We start from the raw sequence: 17,133 nt of genomic DNA on the forward strand, positions 1-17,133 counted from the left end.
CAGACACACTCCTGTTCTTGGCGCGGTCAGTCGCCCCCCACGCGGGGGCGCGGATTGAAACTACATTATCGTAAATGGAAGGAGATGAATAAATGGTCGCCCCCCACGCGGGGGCGCGGATTGAAACGAGTCGATCACCGACTATCACACTTGGAGACGCCGTCGCCCCCCACGCGGGGGCGCGGATTGAAACATCGCATATCGTCCTCCCGCCGTGCTGCATCCGTCGTCGCCCCCCACGCGGGGGCGCGGATTGAAACAACCGGACGCGCGCCACGCAAGCGAGTCCAACAAGGTCGCCCCCCACGCGGGGGCGCGGATTGAAACTGTAATTCTTTCCTTGTCAAACCATCTGCAACGAGTCGCCCCCCACGCGGGGGCGCGGATTGAAACAGCGCGCGCAACGCGCCTGGTGCATCCGCTTTGAGTCGCCCCCCACGCGGGGGCGCGGATTGAAACCTTGCTCCAATACTTGGCGATGAGCAAGGCCACGGTCGCCCCCCACGCGGGGGCGCGGATTGAAACGTCTGCCGTCGCCTCTCTGGAGCGACGGCAGGGTCGCCCCCCACGCGGGGGCGCGGATTGAAACCAGCGTTATAGGCGGTCATGGTCAAAATATCATTGTCGCCCCCCACGCGGGGGCGCGGATTGAAACCGAGCAAGACGTATCACCGAGCAGCTTTTGACAAGGTCGCCCCCCACGCGGGGGCGCGGATTGAAACTTCCTGCCTGGCAGCATGTTCGCCAAAACGTTGGGTCGCCCCCCACGTGGGGGCGCGGATTGAAACAGACGGCTGGCGTTGTACCGGCACCGTTGACGCGTCGCCCCCCACGCGGGGGCGCGGATTGAAACATTGTCTCAACCCTCCCAATCAGTGACCATGCTGTCGCCCCCCACGCGGGGGCGCGGATTGAAACTGGAAGGTCTGAAAACAGTCAAACCGGTTGACGAGTCGCCCCCCACGCGGGGGCGCGGATTGAAACTTTGCGTTTGATTGCGTTTTTTGACTTGCAATCGGTCGCCCCCCACGCGGGGGCGCGGATTGAAACTACATTACAGAAAGTGGAAGGAGATGAATAAATGGTCGCCCCCCACGCGGGGGCGCGGATTGAAACGGCACGCAACCGGCTAAATCCACGAAACACCTTGTCGCCCCCCACGCGGGGGCGCGGATTGAAACATAGACCCCCGGTGTCGCAAAAGTATCGGGCGTCGTCGCCCCCCACGCGGGGGCGCGGATTGAAACTGGCAATCTTTGTGGCGCTCATATTCAACCCTCGTTGCCCCCCACGCGGGGGCGCGGATTGAAACAAATACTTACCACCAAACCGCGACCAGTAACCTGTCGCCCCCCACGCGGGGGCGCGGATTGAAACGACTTCACGGCACGCATCGAGTTTGACGGAGACAGTCGCCCCCCACGCGGGGGCGCGGATTGAAACCAAGTAACAGCTTTTCCTGTCTTCGGGATTTGTGGTCGCCCCCCACGCGGGGGCGCGGATTGAAACTTGCATATGCAAGCGTGGAACATGGTCACCACGTGTCGCCCCCCACGCGGGGGCGCGGATTGAAACTTGCATATGCAAGCGTGGAACATGGTCACCACGTGTCGCCCCCCACGCGGGGGCGCGGATTGAAACTTTCTTTCCACCGCGCGCGCGTCTGCTGCTCGACGTCGCCCCCCACGCGGGGGCGCGGATTGAAACGAAGCGCGGCAATTGCATGTGCCCTCCAACAGAGTCGCCCCCCACGCGGGGGCGCGGATTGAAACACTGGTCTCATAGAGGTGGCCACCTGTGCGCACAGGTCGCCCCCCACGCGGGGGCGCGGATTGAAACGTTTGTACGTCCGCACGATCAAACGCTTGCCATGTCGCCCCCCACGCGGGGGCGCGGATTGAAACGCGAACCTGCGCATGACAAGTCTTAACGGCGCGGTCGCCCCCCACGCGGGGGCGCGGATTGAAACCGGTCCACACCACTTGGTCCCAGACAAGCACTTGTGTCGCCCCCCACGCGGGGGCGCGGATTGAAACTGTAGTCGATGAGGTGGAGCTATCCGGGTGGCCAGGTCGCCCCCCACGCGGGGGCGCGGATTGAAACAGGAATAGACGGTGACTTATATACGAAATATTGGTCGCCCCCCACGCGGGGGCGCGGATTGAAACTTCAGTGATCTCCTGGATGCGCTCCACCCGCACGGTCGCCCCCCACGCGGGGGCGCGGATTGAAACTCAAGTACCGCCTCGATGGCTTCAAGCGTCCGTTGTCGCCCCCCACGCGGGGGCGCGGATTGAAACTCATCGTAAGACAACGTGTTGGCTATCTCATTGTCGCCCCCCACGCGGGGGCGCGGATTGAAACTGGTGGAGCGCGGGCTGGTTGTGCTGGGCGGTGAGTCGCCCCCCACGCGGGGGCGCGGATTGAAACGACGGCGACCACCAAAACCCCCGGTCATTGTCGCGTCGCCCCCCACGCGGGGGCGCGGATTGAAACGTCGTCCACATGTCCACCGTCCGCCGCGCTGATGTCGCCCCCCACGCGGGGGCGCGGATTGAAACAAGGCGTCGATCATGTCTGGAGATGCGGCCATTGTCGCCCCCCACGCGGGGGCGCGGATTGAAACGCGTCGCGCAGGTCGGCGTGGCGAAGGTCAGCAGTCGCCCCCCACGCGGGGGCGCGGATTGAAACTGCCCAGAAGAATTCTTCCATGCGTGCGTTGTCGTCGCCCCCCACGCGGGGGCGCGGATTGAAACTGCCTCTTGAACCCGGAATAATCAACGTGATGGGTCGCCCCCCACGCGGGGGCGCGGATTGAAACTTTCTTTCCACCGCGCGCGCGTCTGCTGCTCGACTCGTCGCCCCCCACGCGGGGGCGCGGATTGAAACGATCTGGCGCGGCTTTCTTGCTGGGCCGAAATGGTCGCCCCCCACGCGGGGGCGCGGATTGAAACAGGTTCGCGGCTGGGAGTTTTGCGCCGGAAACACGTCGCCCCCCACGCGGGGGCGCGGATTGAAACGTAGTCGATGAGGTGGAGCTATCCGGGTGGCCAGGGTCGCCCCCCACGCGGGGGCGCGGATTGAAACTGTGCGTCTAAAATGGCATTTTTCATTTCCGCACGTCGCCCCCCACGCGGGGGCGCGGATTGAAACTTTGCATGTGCTGCTCGATGCAGTCTCCGACTTGTCGCCCCCCACGCGGGGGCGCGGATTGAAACGAAGACATCCCGCGCAATAATTCGCGGGAGGATGTCGCCCCCCACGCGGGGGCGCGGATTGAAACCGTCCGCGCCCAGGGCAAAAAGATCGATCTTGCGGTCGCCCCCCACGCGGGGGCGCGGATTGAAACCGGCGCTTCCGCGTCACGATCACACTCGCACATCGTCGCCCCCCACGCGGGGGCGCGGATTGAAACGATGTGGCCGCCGCCGTCATCCGCCCGATAAATGTCGCCCCCCACGCGGGGGCGCGGATTGAAACCAGGTAAACCCGTCGTACTCGCAGTAAGATGGCTGTCGCCCCCCACGCGGGGGCGCGGATTGAAACTTTGTGCTACTCATGCAGCATGCGGCGGAGTTAAGTCGCCCCCCACGCGGGGGCGCGGATTGAAACAAGATCGAACAGGAAGGGCTGGACGAACTGGGGGAGTCGCCCCCCACGCGGGGGCGCGGATTGAAACATCAATCTTGATTGATGGCAAGCATCGCAGACCGTCGCCCCCCACGTGGGGGCGCGGATTGAAACCGATCATCTGGACCCATCGCGCCACATCTGCGGCAGTCGCCCCCCACGCGGGGGCGCGGATTGAAACCGTCCTGGTTCGGGCGGCCAGCGCCGACGTTGTAGGTCGCCCCCCACGCGGGGGCGCGGATTGAAACGACAGGAGCAGATACGGGCGACGGCGGGCATACGTCGCCCCCCACGCGGGGGCGCGGATTGAAACATTTCCGCACCGAGAAATGACGCGCCGGCAAGTTGTCGCCCCCCACGCGGGGGCGCGGATTGAAACCAGCGCAGCATGGATGTCGGGATGGACAGACTTGTCGCCCCCCACGCGGGGGCGCGGATTGAAACTTTATTGGTATTGGTTAGCTCGGCATCGTCGCCCCCCACGCGGGGGCGCGGATTGAAACTTCGGGATGTAGAGGATAACCCTTTCGGATTTTGTCGCCCCCCACGCGGGGGCGCGGATTGAAACCTCTTTGTCGTCCTTGACGCCTTTTGCAGCGTCGCCCCCCACGCGGGGGCGCGGATTGAAACATAGCCAACAACTGATCAGGCGTTGCCATGGCCACAGTCGCCCCCCACGCGGGGGCGCGGATTGAAACGACAGGAGCAGATACGGGCGACGGCGGGAATAGTCGCCCCCCACGCGGGGGCGCGGATTGAAACAAATCCTCATATCTCATGTCGGCGAATCGCAAGGTCGCCCCCCACGCGGGGGCGCGGATTGAAACGTATGCGTCAAGCATACTAAATATTGCGCGATCGTCGCCCCCCACGCGGGGGCGCGGATTGAAACCACGCATCCTTGACGCGGCGGATGGCCCGCATGACGTCGCCCCCCACGCGGGGGCGCGGATTGAAACGACACTCGCTGCATTTGTGCGCTTTGCGTGCCTGGTCGCCCCCCACGCGGGGGCGCGGATTGAAACGGACGGTCAGTCCGGGGGTCGCCCCATCTTTTCGTCGCCCCCCACGCAGGGGCGCGGATTGAAACGGGTATCGATCTCGGTCAACGCGCCGTGAACCGTCGCCCCCCACGCGGGGGCGCGGATTGAAACATTCTTCAGGCGGTCAAGTGCGTGCGCACCCAAGTCGCCCCCCACGCGGGGGCGCGGATTGAAACGCCGGTGGGCAACCCATCTTGATCGGCCACCATGTCGCCCCCCACGCGGGGGCGCGGATTGAAACTTCGTGGGTTATCCGATTGCGGGGAATGACGTCGATCACGACAATAATGTCCGGTTGCACATCGCCATTGGTTTCATTGCGCCAGAGACCGGCTGGAAGGACGGCAGCAGGAGATCTGGGATGCTCGTGACGGCAAGCTCGAAGCCGCTCGAGAGGCCAGAGCAAAGCGACGAAAGAGCAGCAACACCACTTTACAAGGCCCCTTTCCTGACTCAGAAAACCAGGGAAAAAGCCAGGAGTGAAGCAGGGGGGAGTCCTTTTTCCGCTGAACCCAGACAAGTTCCACGATAAAGTCATCCGTTTCCGACCATCCCGCCTTGAACTCCGTTCGTCCCGATTCGTTCCAAGGGGCATGGCGTCAAGACGACCACTGCTACGCTGTTTGCTCAGGAAATGCATCAACCGGATTATCTGGTGACCGCAGTGTGTGTATGGGGCTATGACACATGGCGCCGCTATGATTGATCGCCATCTGGAGGTCGCGGATAAAGTGTTTCCTCTACTCGCCGCGGTGATCGACAACAAGGCCTATCGATGGGGCGATCGAAAACTTGCAAGAACCACCAGAATTAGGCAAAATCAAGGATAGATACCACTTCCGGATCGGCTGACCATGATGATCCTGCCATGATTATCCTCCGTGCGCGCGATCATCAACGCCTGAAAAAAAGAGTCTCGGATCAATACGTCCAAGGAGTATCCCTTTTGCCTACCACGTATCTTCATACAGGATCATGAAAAGACATCGATGGCTTGTGCTCTTCGGAACACGTCCGGAGGCCATCAAGCTGGCCCCCCTGATTCTTGCCGCACAACAATTGCCCACAGTAGATATCCGGATTTGCCATACCGGACAACATCGGGATATGACGAGTCATGTCCTGAAATTGTTCAATATCCGACCAGATATCGATCTGGAGGTGATGCAGCCAGACCAATCACTCTCGGACTTGACAACCCTGCTGCTTTCCAGGCTCCATTCCTATCTGCAGCAAGACAAACCAGACTGGGTCATCGTGCAGGGAGATACGACCACCACGTTTATCGGCGCCTTGGCAGCCTTCTATCAGCGGATTCCCGTCGCCCATGTGGAGGCCGGATTGCGCACCGGACATATCTATGCGCCTTGGCCGGAAGAGATGAACCGGCGTCTCATCGGCAGACTGGCGACCCTGCATTTTCCACCTACGGACGGGGCGCAAGACAATCTTCTGAAAGAGGGCATTCCCGAAGAACAAATCCTGGTCACCGGCAATACCGGTATTGATGCGCTTCATCTGTTGATTGCCAAACTGGCCTCGGATCCGACGGCTCAACGGCAGGCCGAAGAGGTGCTCACCAGTCTTGGGGTGCCCAATGATCCGCGTCCTTTGGTTCTCATCACCGGACATCGCCGGGAGAATCACGGACAATGCCTGGTAACGATCTGTAAGGCCATTGCCACACTGGCAGAACAGTTTCCGAATCATGTCTTCATTTATCCGGTCCATCCCAATCCAAGAGTCCGTGACACGGTATTTGCCGAACTTGGCCAGAATCTACAGAATGTTTTTCTGATTCCTCCTTTGGACTACCAGTCGTTCGTCGTACTGATGGTACGTTCCGTACTCATCTTGACGGATTCAGGCGGCATTCAGGAAGAGGCCTCCTCTCTCGGCAAAAGGGTCGTGGTGTTGCGCGATATCACCGAACGTCACGAAGGATTGGCAACCGGTCTGCTTCGTTTGGCCGGGACGCATACTGAAAATATCGTGAAGATCGCCACTGAAGCCTTGACAGGCAACTGGTCGGTTTCCGGCCAGGGGCATGACACTTACGGTAATGGAAAAGCCTCGACGAAAATTCTGGAAAAATTGTTGACCTTTTCTGTTGACAATTCTATACGCACGCCTTCCCGGTATGCGGATGCGTGCGCCATGCCACCCCATGACTAAGAGCCTCCTTCCAACTCCCAGTCCAGGTTGCATGCATTATTCACGACCAGGCTGTCATTGGGGCCTCCTCAAAAAGCCCCGTCAGTCTTGCTACTATCCAGTGCAACCTCCGAAGTGAAACCGTTGCTCGCGGTTAGAAAAAGCCAATGGCCCATTCCGGGCAAAAAAAAACCTGACCGGCAGGGTCAGGTTTTTCACCAGGAAAATGGCCAGAATCCAGGACGCGGAGGTGTCGTCCAGCCTGGCTCGAATCTCTGCCAGAGCATGCCGGTTCTTGCACTGCCGGAACTTGTCTTCCATGGGAATCCGCTCCAGCGGCGTTGTCGCTTCGCGCAACGCCTCGCGGTTGGTTTCGGTTTTCGTAATGATTCAGGACCTCACTCTTGCAGGGAACGGAGGACCGAAGATCCCAAACTTAAATGAGAAGGCGGAGTCTCCTAGGTTTGATTTTTGACTTTTCTTTTTAGAACGCTCTTCACGATAAGAGTTTTTTCGCAAAAAACACTTATCGTGAAGGCGCGCAAAAAGATAAACGGAAAAGTCCCAAGGGCTTTGCCCTTGGATTCCACCAGGGGCCATTGGCCCCTGGACCCCGCCAAATGTAGAGGTCCTGAATAGTGACCGGTTTTCTTCCTCAGGCGACCTGAGGATTTGCCACCATCAACGTGCCGCAATCAACGTTAGTCTGGATGCAATCGTCATGAGCGTGCAGATTGCCGCGGCACGGTCAGAAGAAGTTCGGAAATACCGGTCGGTCCCTCTTCACAGGCCCCGTGATTCCCGACAAGTCCAAACCGAAAGGTACTCAAGGAGAGAATCCGATGCGTTTACTGGCCATATCGTGCATGTTACCTCCCATCCTTTATCCACAGGCAATCCAAATCGGTCGGCTGCTGCGCAACTGTCAGATGGAACTTGTCACGGTCAGTGCAGAATTTCAGAACGGGAACGAGATGCAGGGACCAGAGAACTCATTGGGAACATCTTGCCTGGAACAGATCAAAATAGCGCATACCCCCCTTTTGCGTGGCCTGTCTCATCGTCTGGCCTTACGGTTGCTTCCCTGGTACGGACGGAGTCCGGATGAGTTCGTAGCATGGTCTCACAACGCTGCGGCAAAGGTTGGGCAGTGGTTGGATGATCATCCCGATGCCATACAGGTGATGGCGACGTTCGGGGAACCCATGTCCGATCATCTGCTCGGTTTAACCCTGAAGCGGCGCTACGGTTTGCCCTGGCTGGCCCATTTCAGCGATCCATGGTCAGACAATCCCTTTCGCAGAGGACAACCGCTATCGCAATGGAAGAATCGCTCCCTCGAACAGCAGGTGATCAAGGCGGCGGACTGTCTTGTGTTCACCTCGGAAGAAACCAGACAGCTTGTCATGCGCAAGTATGCTCCAGAATGGACCTCCAAGTCGTTTGTCTTGGCGCACAGTTTCGATGCAACGGCATTCCCCACCAACTGTTCCGCGCCATCGACCAACGATGATGATGCGATCGTGCTGCGTTATCTGGGCAACTTTTATGGACCGCGCACCCCATTTCCGTTGATTGCATCCTTGGTTCGGCTGCTCGCCAGCCATCCACGCGCATTGGAGAAGGTTCGCGTGGAACTGATTGGCACCATGTCGAGTTGGATGTATTGGCACCCTTTGCTGCGACGTTTACCCAAACACTTGTTCACCATTCAACGTACCGTGCCCTATGCATCATCCCTAAAATTGATGATGGAGGCGGATCTCCTGTTGGTCATTGATGCCCCGACTGAACTCAGCGTATTTCTGCCGAGCAAGTTGGTGGATTATATCGGTTCCCGCAGACCGATTCTTGGCATCGTTCCTCCCGGCGCCTCCCAAAAACTGATTGCACAGCTGGGTGGGATCACGGCGGCTCCGGACAGACCGGAAGCGATTGATGCGGCATTGTTGGCAGGGCTCGAAATGGCGCGGCAGTCACGTCTGGCAAACGAGCCGTGGGGCGCGCCCGCTGTACGCAAACAGTATGAGATCGAACGGATTGCGTCTTTGTTTCGCGAACGTCTGGCCTGGACTGTGGAACACAGCTGTCAAGACAAATCAATTCGTCAACCATAGTCGCTTTGCAGCAGGCCTACACCAATACGAATTTATGTATCATTTCAATATGCTATACTTCTTCAGGATGACCCATTTACAAAACAGGCAGAATCGATGGCGTTGAACGAAGGAGTACACCGTGAGTTGGATCAGGAAAAATTTTACTCCTACGCCAGTCAGTCGATGATTTTCATCGACCAGATTATCAACAACCTATAGAATAATATGGTTTACTAAATTGTGAAAACGTTACGGCGTAAAAATCTGGCCGTGGGACAGAGCCGATTTCCACAAAACCCAACCCAGACAGACCGCCCCCACGCCAATGGCATCGGCAAACCAATCCTGCCAGTCCCCATACCGCCAGCCGGTGGCGGCTTGTGCGAGTTCAATCAGGCCGCCATAAACCAGTAAACCAGCCATAACGCGCAGCGCACGCTGAGAAAACGCCAACAGACCCAAACCGCTCAGCAGCACAAATGCCAATACGTGTTGTGCCTTATCCCAAACATCGAGGGCCTGGGTTGGCAAATAGGGGACGGGCGTCAGAGAGCCAAGGCCCACCCCAGCCACTGCAAGCCAGAAAGCCAACCGCCACCCGTTAATGTCCGCCACCCTTGATGATCACCAGAACCCCCTTCCAGATAATCCTCAAATCGAGCATCAGCAAGCCGAATGATGAGCGATTCAGGTACTGATCGATATACTCGTATTCGTAGACGGGGTTGCCCATCTCGGACGTCCCTTTGTTGATGTGCCCAAGCCCGAGCAGCCCCCCCCGAAGTAAGGAACGCGTGACATTGCCTTGCGCCTGATCCCGCTCGTAGTGCAAAACGGAAATGGGGCGAGGACCAACGATACTCATGTCGCCTTTCAGCACGCTCCAGAACTGAGGCAACTCGTCCAGGTAGAACTTTTTGACGAACTCGCCGACATGGGTGCGGCTGTCAGGCGTCCATTCGGCGGAAAAGGCAATCCAGTCGTGCCGCTTGGCACCTTCGGGGTCGATATACTTTTCCTTGATCAGGCGGATCTTGTACTTTGGGATAATTTTCCCCGCACTCACCGCATTATAATAGAAAAACATCGGGCCGCTGTTTTCCGGTATCAGAAGACCTTCGATCACATAGGCAATCTTCAGAAGAAGCATGATTGGTGTGGCAATTGCCAGCATGATCAGGGCCACAATCTTGTCGAATAACGTTTTGAAGAAACGTGGCGGCAAAGGTTCCGTCAGCTGGAAGATATGTTTGTACTTCTGCTTGATTTCCTCGGTAGGCGGTTTGTAGGGAAATGCCTCTTTAGGTTCTATGTTTTGGTTCATTTCAATCGTAATTCTTGTGAATGGAGTTAAGTAACAATCCCCCTGCATGTCCAGGGGATTTCGATTGCTGGCCCCTCAAAGGGGCCTTTTCGCAATCGTTGAAAAACAGTCCGAGGAAATTCCAATGGCTTGAGTTTATCCCAGCCCTATTTCTTCAAGCGCTGAGATACGCACGACCAAAAGACCAACAAACCGTGGAAGATTCCCGTAAATGTCAAACTTTGTGAATCCCCCGGCAGAGACGGGGGTTTACTTATGATTAATTACAGCAAATTGGGGACTTGACCGGCAATCACGAACTCACAGCCTCGCACATTTTATCAACGACTCCATCAACATGAGTCTTGGCAGACCAGCCCAGAACAGCCTTTGCTTTACTCGGATCAGCACTGCCTATCCGGATGTCCGAGGGCCGTTGCAGGCCAGGCGTGCTGATCACATGCTCGTTCCAATCCAAATCAAAGTATCGAAATGCTCGGTCCAGAAAATGCCTGAGTGAAACCGTTTCTCCGGTCGCGATAACAAAATCATCCGCCCGATCTTGTTGAAGCATTAACCACATGGCCTCAACATACTCGGGCGCCCACCCCCAATCGCGGTAAATATCCAAATTGCCCAACTGTAATTTCTCGCTGCCACCGCGCGCTATCTGCGCCGCGCCGCGCACGATCTTCTGAGTCACAAAACGTTCAAGTCGCAACGGAGATTCGTGGTTAAACAATATGCCGGTGCATGCATACAAACCATAGGCTTCTCGGTAAGTCCCAATCAACTGATGCGCTGATGCCTTGGCGACGGCATAGGGGCTTCTGGGACGAAAAGGCGTCGTCTCATTCGCTCGTTGGTTACCCGTGTCACCAAAACACTCACTGGTCCCGGCGTTGTAAAAACGGATAGGACAATCTAAAAAGCGAATCGCTTCGAGCAGACGAACCAACACCATGGCGATACTTTCCATGGTTTCGACCGGCTGCTCAAACGACAACCCAACTGAGCTTTGACCTGCAAGGTAATAAATCTCATCGGGGGCAGCGTTTCGAATCGTTGATAGCACGCTCCCCGAGTCAGAAGTAGACATCGAGACTGTTTCGACTGCGTGACGGATACCGAGTTTCTGTAGATTGGCGAAAGAGGACGCCGCAGCATCACGCGAAGTACCTATGACCACATACCCCTTCTCAACCAGAAATTTGGCCAAATACGCGCCATCCTGGCCGCTGATACCACAGATCAAGGCTCTTTTAGCTTGCATGCGTGCCTAGCCGGGCAACCCAGTCATCCAAAATAGCCGTCAGCGTTTGATCCATTGAATAAGCAGCTGACCAGCCTGTAGCCTTCATGATTTTTCCGTTATCCCCGCGCACACGACGCTGCTCACTGAGACGGAATCGCTCAGAATCGGTTTGAATCTCCACGGACACACCCGCCAATTGACACATGCGCTCGATCAAGGAGCGAATGCTTCGTTCGCTACCTGAGCAAACGTTATAAGTCTCACCGTTTTGTCCGAGATTCAACAGCCTTTCATAGGATGAAACAATGTCGCGCACATCTGTAAAATCTCTAGTTGTTTCAATATCCCCAACCCGAATGACTGGTAAGGCCAGACCCAACTTGATCATTGTAATTTGACGACCGAAATCAGCAATCGCAAATCGTTCGCTTTGACCCGGACCAATGTGATTGAACGGGCGGGCAACGACAATCTTGAACTTTTCACTCTGGCTCCATTGATAGCAGAGCGACTCCGAAGCAATTTTCGAAACGGCATAGGGGCTGAGTGGTCTTGCAAGTCTCGTCTCATTCACTGGCAAATCGAATTCGCCCAGATGACCATAAACCTCACTGGAGCTTACAAACAGAAAACGCCCGGCGAACCCTGAGTTCCGTAAAGCCATCAATAAATTCAGCGTTCCGCCAAAATTGATATCATAGGTTGCACGCGGATTCTCAAAGGATTCCTTGAGTGTCGTAACCGCTGCGAGATGCACCACATCGTCGGGCCTTGCACGGGCAATCACCGCCTGGAGCTGTCCGGCATCACGGACATCCACTTCCCGCCCAGTCGTGACCACATCGAAGCGGCCCGAGCAATACTGCGCCATATGAGAGCCAACAAACCCCGTTCCCCCTATCAACAAGAGCTTCCTCATGCTGTACCCCCAATGGTCTCCACGGCTTGACGAAGTTGCCGTTTGAATTCTGGCACCCCCCAACGGGATGCATGTCTGACCAGGCGGGCGGGGTCGAATTCGGCGCTCTCAAATTGACTGACCGCCGCCATCAAGGACTCAGCGGTCTGCTCATAAAAGAAAACTGCCGTCGCCGAATCGTTCTCGGCGGAATCTGCTGACCACGGAATCATGGTTTCCGTGATTCCCCCTATTCCATAACAGATCACGGGTGTACCGCTTGCATTAGCCTCTAATGGAATCAAGCCATATTCAAGAAAAGGCGTAAAAATGACAGCCTTGGCGACGGCATATTCCTTGGCCAGAATCTCATCATCAACACCACCCAGAAAGGTGATGTTCGGCCCAGCCATTGCACGAAGCTTGGCCTCTTCCTTGCCGGTTCCAATAACCTTCAATGGCAATCCAAGCCGATTGAATGCCTCAATTGCATAATCAACCCGCTTCCACTGTTCCAACCTGGAGACGACCAGATAATTTTCTCCGCGATTCTCTGAAGGTACGAATCGATCCAGATCGATCGGCGAGAAAATAATCTGCGAATCGCGTCCATAGGTACTGGCAATGTGATCCTGCGTCGTCTTCGATATCGCGATGAACCGATCGACCCTCCGTGCGGCTTGAAGATCGTGGCGCTTGAGGTAAGAGAGAAAGGGCCTGATTAATTTTGACTTCCAGCTCCCGCCAAAATAATCTCCTGTTTGCCACAGCGCTCGCGTAGGAATATAACAATAACAAATATGCCGACCATTCGGCACACGGATGTATTTAGCCACAGTCGCTGACGATGACAGCACCAGATCATAACCGCTCAAATCAATCATTTCCATGAGATGCGTGGCGACCGGGAAAGACCACCGAAAAGCGTCCATTGATTGCACGAAAGGGTTCAACCATGTCGTGTGAATTTTCCTTCCCTTAAAGTAAGGCAAGGTGCGAGCCGGGTTATAAGCGAGCGTATAGATATCTGCCTCTTTGAATTCCTCGCAGATATACTGGAATACCCGCTCCGCTCCCCCCATCCCGCACAAATAGTCATGGACAATCGCCATCTTCATAGAGAATTCCTTGCTGGTGCCTCTAACAATCTTTCAATAACATCGCAGGTCTGATCAACACAACGCGCCCAAGTGAAGGACTTTGCGCGCTCATGGCCGCGATGCCGCAATGAACCCTGCAACTCACCATCGTTAATCACTCTCAGCAACTTCTCTGTGAGATCTTTCTCGTCGTAAGGGTTGAAGTACAAGGCAGCATCGCCACAGACTTCCGGCAAAGATCCGGCATTTGAAACAACCACCGGACACCCGGCTGCCATCGCCTCAAGCGGTGGCAATCCGAAGCCTTCATAGAGCGATGGAAAAACCAAGGCTTCGGCATGACGAAAATACTGATGCAACCGATCATCGGACACCCGACCAGTGAAATGAATGCGTTCCGGCAAGGATTGCGCCAAGACCGCCACTTCTTGATCACCAGTGATAAAGCCTTCTTTCTTGCCTACCAACACAAGATCATGCTTAATTCTGTCAGAAACTGATATAAAAGAGTCTACCAGCACCTTTAGATTCTTATGCGGCTTAATATTGCCCACATATAAAATATAAGCACGCGGATGTGGTGAAGGCATTTGCGGAATCGAGAACCACTCTTCACCTACGCCCAAATGTATTGGCGTAATGGTCTGCTCAAACTCGCCAAGCAGTCGCTGCATTTCATTCTTTGTGAATTCAGAGATGGTAAGGATCGATTCAGCTTTACGCCGAACCGCAGAAAACATCAATCTAGCATAAAGATGCTTATGATAGCCATGAACAAACTGAGGCATGGCGAGATGCATCATATCATACACCGTCACCAACATTTTCCCAGAATAAAATATTGGGACATTGTAATGGGTGGAAAAATATAATTTAGTTTGTTTCGGGATGTGAAAAAATAAATCAATCTGCTCCTGAATTGTATACATATCACTATTCAACTCGATGTGATTGCAAATCGAAAAGCAGGATCCAAGATGTCTTCTTAATTTTTCCCTATTTCCCAAAAGCATGATAGGGAGGACATGACTGAAATGACCAATAATTCCGGGAATTATTTTTTTTAAATATGTACCAATTCCAGATGTTTCAATCCATCGTGCATCTATAGTAAGCATAGCTTAGTTAGCCTAAAGGAAACAAATCCGAATATCGCACTTTGATCTACATCTCATATCGTGCATTTTTACGACTAACAACCAGGAAAATTCCAGTCAAAAAATACGGATAGAGCAGATAATAATCAAAGCCAGAAAAAAATGAAATTACCAGCCACAAAATATTAGCGCGAATCATATACGGCACTACATTCTGGAGATTATTCCGAAAGCACGCATGATTCTCACCAATCAAGATTGGATGTTTTGATGAAACCCATAACGGTCTTAGAAATGCAAAATAGAATGCAGAAAAGGAAAACAACCCTCCGTTAGCAAGGATCAGGATTATCAAATCGTTACTAGTGACAAATCCCCAACCAGTTCCGACTATTGGGTATTTCAAGAAATATTCGAAAGCATTTTGAATGGACCATATTCTGGCAATGAAAGAGCCAGTTTCCATTTTTCCGATTGTAATTTCATAGAGTGAAACAGGTAGCTCATAAGAAAAAATAACCATACCAATCGCAGCCACTGCAATCAAGAAAACTGCAATTGAATAATTGTATCGGAAATTAGTAAACCAGAACTCACCAATTCCCAAAAGTAAAAAAACGACTAAACCAAGAATTGCGGTTGTAGATAACGATAAAAGAAGAACAGTTACGCATAAAAAAAGTGCAAATTTATTGTATTGTCGGTAACGCGACCCAAATACCCAATTTATGGCACTCTTACTCGCTACAAGAGGAAGTGCTGCAAGTAGTTGTTTGGCAAAGATAGAAGGTTCCAGAGCCGTCGATGAAATTCGCGACCATCCATCGATAACATGAAGATATCCTTGAGCACTGGGATTGAAAGAGGTATTGAAAATCCAATACGGATATTCCAAACCAAATAAAGCAAGCAAGAATTGAAGCGCACCCCAAAGCGCGGAAAAATAGCAACCCAGGATGAACCATTTAATACCAGCCTTTACATTTTCAATTTTCTCGCAATAAATGGTAATTGCCAGAGCAACACCGAGCAAGGTTGCAAGAGGATATTTTATGGTAGTGGAATTGATCTCAATGGGAATCGTCTCTGCGACGTCATCTTTGCCGATGCCGCCATCACCCAGTATTGAATAATCTCCACCAGAAACAATCCACGGATTGACCATCGAACTAACAATAGCAAGTGCAAACAGCACTAACGCCCAATAATTGAAATCGCGCGGAAATAAGAATAACTTACCAATATAGGATCGTTTAATAAACGAAGAAAATAAATATACAACAACAAAGAACTGCCCTATAAAAAGCGACGCCCCGGAATCAGAATTAAAAACTGCAGTAGCGGAAAACGGGATGAAAAATGACAATATCGACAACACATGACGCAAATAAAAACCAGGAAAGGCTACAGCAGCTAATAAAACAACAAAACCAAGCCAAGTTAAGCCGTTCATGCATAAAGCCTATTCTTGTACTTAAAGTAAACAATTTTGGCTCTATGATATAGCCGCTTTGCAAAGCCTATCAAACCTGATGAAGAGCCAACTAGTGATGCAAACATCACAATAAGTCGTCCGTAACCAATAGGGTAAAGTGTTTTACTTGCGTACTGTCTCCATTGCAATAGATGCATTTCTGACCTTAATTCGGACAAACGAAACAGCCTATGCTCCCTTCTGACAACTTGAAGAATGTCTATTTCTCTATGTTTTTCTTTAATTAGCTTAGAAATGGCTAGATACCCATAAAAATCTATATTATATCTTGCTATTCTACCTCCACTCGAAAAGCTGTCATTGTCGTTTCTGCAAACAACAAAAGCGCTCGGCAAATACTTCAACCTTCTTCCGCTTAAAAGAAGGGATAAACACGCATAAACGTGTGCGTAACAAGTCCGGTTCAACAAATCAGAGTACGACTCTAGCCATGATTTTCTCTCTACAACAATACATGGTATATAGCTAAAAATAGCTCCAATCGTCTTTATCGTTTTCAAATACTGCTCGGCCTGTGATGGTGAACCAAAATCCCAACTCGATGTGTTAGTCAAATTAGGCAACCATGCTGTCACACCAAAAATCTTCATATCCCTATCGGCTTCATATCTATTAAAAAGCAAAATTCCGGGATTGTCTGAAAGTGCATTCAGTATTGAACATACTGAATCTTGGGTGGCGTGGTCATCGCTTGACATAAACCAACAATAGCGACCAGAGGCATATTGCACAGCTTTTTTTAGATCAGCATCAACACCACCATTATTATCAAGGCGTATATAATTAATATTAATATCAGAAAAATTATTTTTTAAATTCTTTATGATTTCTGAAGTATTGTCTGTGGAAGCACCATCTACTACAACGATCTCTACGGAAGCACACATCTGAGGTATAAGCTTCTCGATAGTAGATGCGATATATGAACCTCTATTTCGCGTTGGAATACAAATTGAGAGTTCCATAGAATAACCCATTTAATTTCTATTATAATTAAAAAACATTCTATCGTCAGATTGGATTAAATGGGGCCAAATTGCATCTAGAAACAACGGGCTC

General features: G+C 53.1%; 11 protein-coding genes and 1 CRISPR repeat array (1 of these 12 cut by a window edge). Of the genes, 2 read left to right on the plus strand and 9 right to left on the minus strand.

The window, feature by feature from the left end:
* Positions 1-4,914: direct repeats of the CRISPR family, unit length 32 nt; unit sequence GTCGCCCCCCACGCGGGGGCGCGGATTGAAAC (it extends 5,227 nt beyond the left edge of the window).
* A 734-nt stretch (positions 4,915-5,648) separates the two neighbouring features.
* Entirely contained in the window at positions 5,649-6,848 is a 1,200-nt protein-coding gene (gene wecB, locus ACOY6C_RS13540) for a non-hydrolyzing UDP-N-acetylglucosamine 2-epimerase (protein WP_420905999.1), read from the plus strand.
* Between the two features lie 93 nt (positions 6,849-6,941).
* Here wecB and ACOY6C_RS13545 read toward each other — a convergent pair whose 3' ends face one another.
* Positions 6,942-7,148 (minus strand): hypothetical protein, encoded by a 207-nt coding sequence (locus tag ACOY6C_RS13545; RefSeq protein WP_420906000.1) that lies wholly within the window; start codon positions 7,146-7,148, stop codon positions 6,942-6,944.
* Positions 7,149-7,669: 521 nt separating this feature from the next.
* On the opposite strand from ACOY6C_RS13545, the gene ACOY6C_RS13550 reads away from it, so the two are divergent.
* Positions 7,670-8,944 (plus strand): glycosyltransferase, encoded by a 1,275-nt coding sequence (locus ACOY6C_RS13550; protein WP_420906001.1) that lies wholly within the window; start codon positions 7,670-7,672, stop codon positions 8,942-8,944.
* A 231-nt stretch (positions 8,945-9,175) separates the two neighbouring features.
* Here the strand turns inward: ACOY6C_RS13550 and ACOY6C_RS13555 are convergent, their stop codons facing one another.
* From ACOY6C_RS13555 to ACOY6C_RS13590, 8 genes are all read right to left on the minus strand, one after another.
* Positions 9,176-9,517 (minus strand): VanZ family protein, encoded by a 342-nt coding sequence (locus ACOY6C_RS13555; protein WP_420906002.1) that lies wholly within the window; start codon positions 9,515-9,517, stop codon positions 9,176-9,178.
* Positions 9,518-9,527: 10 nt separating this feature from the next.
* The gene (locus tag ACOY6C_RS13560; protein WP_420906003.1) at positions 9,528-10,250 is read right to left on the minus strand and encodes a sugar transferase; all 723 of its coding nucleotides are present in this window, start codon (positions 10,248-10,250) and stop codon (positions 9,528-9,530) included.
* A gap of 292 nt (positions 10,251-10,542) precedes the next feature.
* Entirely contained in the window at positions 10,543-11,502 is a 960-nt protein-coding gene (locus tag ACOY6C_RS13565) for a GDP-mannose 4,6-dehydratase (protein ID WP_420906004.1), read from the minus strand.
* Complete coding sequence (locus tag ACOY6C_RS13570) at positions 11,492-12,403, minus strand: GDP-mannose 4,6-dehydratase (RefSeq protein WP_420906005.1); 912 nt, start codon at positions 12,401-12,403, stop codon at positions 11,492-11,494. The genes ACOY6C_RS13565 and ACOY6C_RS13570 overlap by 11 nt, the downstream gene beginning before the upstream one ends.
* Positions 12,400-13,500 carry a glycosyltransferase gene (locus ACOY6C_RS13575; protein ID WP_420906006.1) on the minus strand — a complete coding sequence of 367 codons (1,101 nt, stop codon included), beginning with the start codon at positions 13,498-13,500 and terminating at the stop codon, positions 12,400-12,402. Before ACOY6C_RS13575 ends, ACOY6C_RS13570 begins: the two co-directional genes overlap by 4 nt.
* Entirely contained in the window at positions 13,497-14,411 is a 915-nt protein-coding gene (locus ACOY6C_RS13580; RefSeq protein WP_420906007.1) for a glycosyltransferase family 4 protein, read from the minus strand. The genes ACOY6C_RS13575 and ACOY6C_RS13580 overlap by 4 nt, the downstream gene beginning before the upstream one ends.
* 235 nt (positions 14,412-14,646) lie before the next feature.
* A complete protein-coding gene (locus ACOY6C_RS13585; RefSeq protein ID WP_420906008.1) occupies positions 14,647-16,032 on the minus strand; it encodes a hypothetical protein in 1,386 nt (461 codons plus the stop codon).
* Complete coding sequence (locus ACOY6C_RS13590) at positions 16,029-17,051, minus strand: glycosyltransferase family 2 protein (RefSeq protein WP_420906009.1); 1,023 nt, start codon at positions 17,049-17,051, stop codon at positions 16,029-16,031. The genes ACOY6C_RS13585 and ACOY6C_RS13590 overlap by 4 nt, the downstream gene beginning before the upstream one ends.
* Positions 17,052-17,133 lie beyond the last annotated feature (82 nt).

It is taken from the genome of Candidatus Magnetaquiglobus chichijimensis (assembly GCF_045865675.1).
In the GTDB taxonomy this organism is placed as follows: domain Bacteria; phylum Pseudomonadota; class Magnetococcia; order Magnetococcales; family Magnetaquicoccaceae; genus Magnetaquiglobus; species Magnetaquiglobus chichijimensis.

Coding starts and splice junctions, on each gene's coding strand:
- wecB (WP_420905999.1), top strand. CDS start 5,649: ATGAAAAGACATCGATGGCTTGTGCTCTTCGGAACACGTCCGGAGGCC.
- ACOY6C_RS13545 (WP_420906000.1), bottom strand. CDS start 7,148: ATGGAAGACAAGTTCCGGCAGTGCAAGAACCGGCATGCTCTGGCAGAG.
- ACOY6C_RS13550 (WP_420906001.1), top strand. CDS start 7,670: ATGCGTTTACTGGCCATATCGTGCATGTTACCTCCCATCCTTTATCCA.
- ACOY6C_RS13560 (WP_420906003.1), bottom strand. CDS start 10,250: ATGAACCAAAACATAGAACCTAAAGAGGCATTTCCCTACAAACCGCCT.
- ACOY6C_RS13565 (WP_420906004.1), bottom strand. CDS start 11,502: ATGCAAGCTAAAAGAGCCTTGATCTGTGGTATCAGCGGCCAGGATGGC.
- ACOY6C_RS13570 (WP_420906005.1), bottom strand. CDS start 12,403: ATGAGGAAGCTCTTGTTGATAGGGGGAACGGGGTTTGTTGGCTCTCAT.
- ACOY6C_RS13575 (WP_420906006.1), bottom strand. CDS start 13,500: ATGAAGATGGCGATTGTCCATGACTATTTGTGCGGGATGGGGGGAGCG.
- ACOY6C_RS13580 (WP_420906007.1), bottom strand. CDS start 14,411: ATGTATACAATTCAGGAGCAGATTGATTTATTTTTTCACATCCCGAAA.
- ACOY6C_RS13585 (WP_420906008.1), bottom strand. CDS start 16,032: ATGAACGGCTTAACTTGGCTTGGTTTTGTTGTTTTATTAGCTGCTGTA.
- ACOY6C_RS13590 (WP_420906009.1), bottom strand. CDS start 17,051: ATGGGTTATTCTATGGAACTCTCAATTTGTATTCCAACGCGAAATAGA.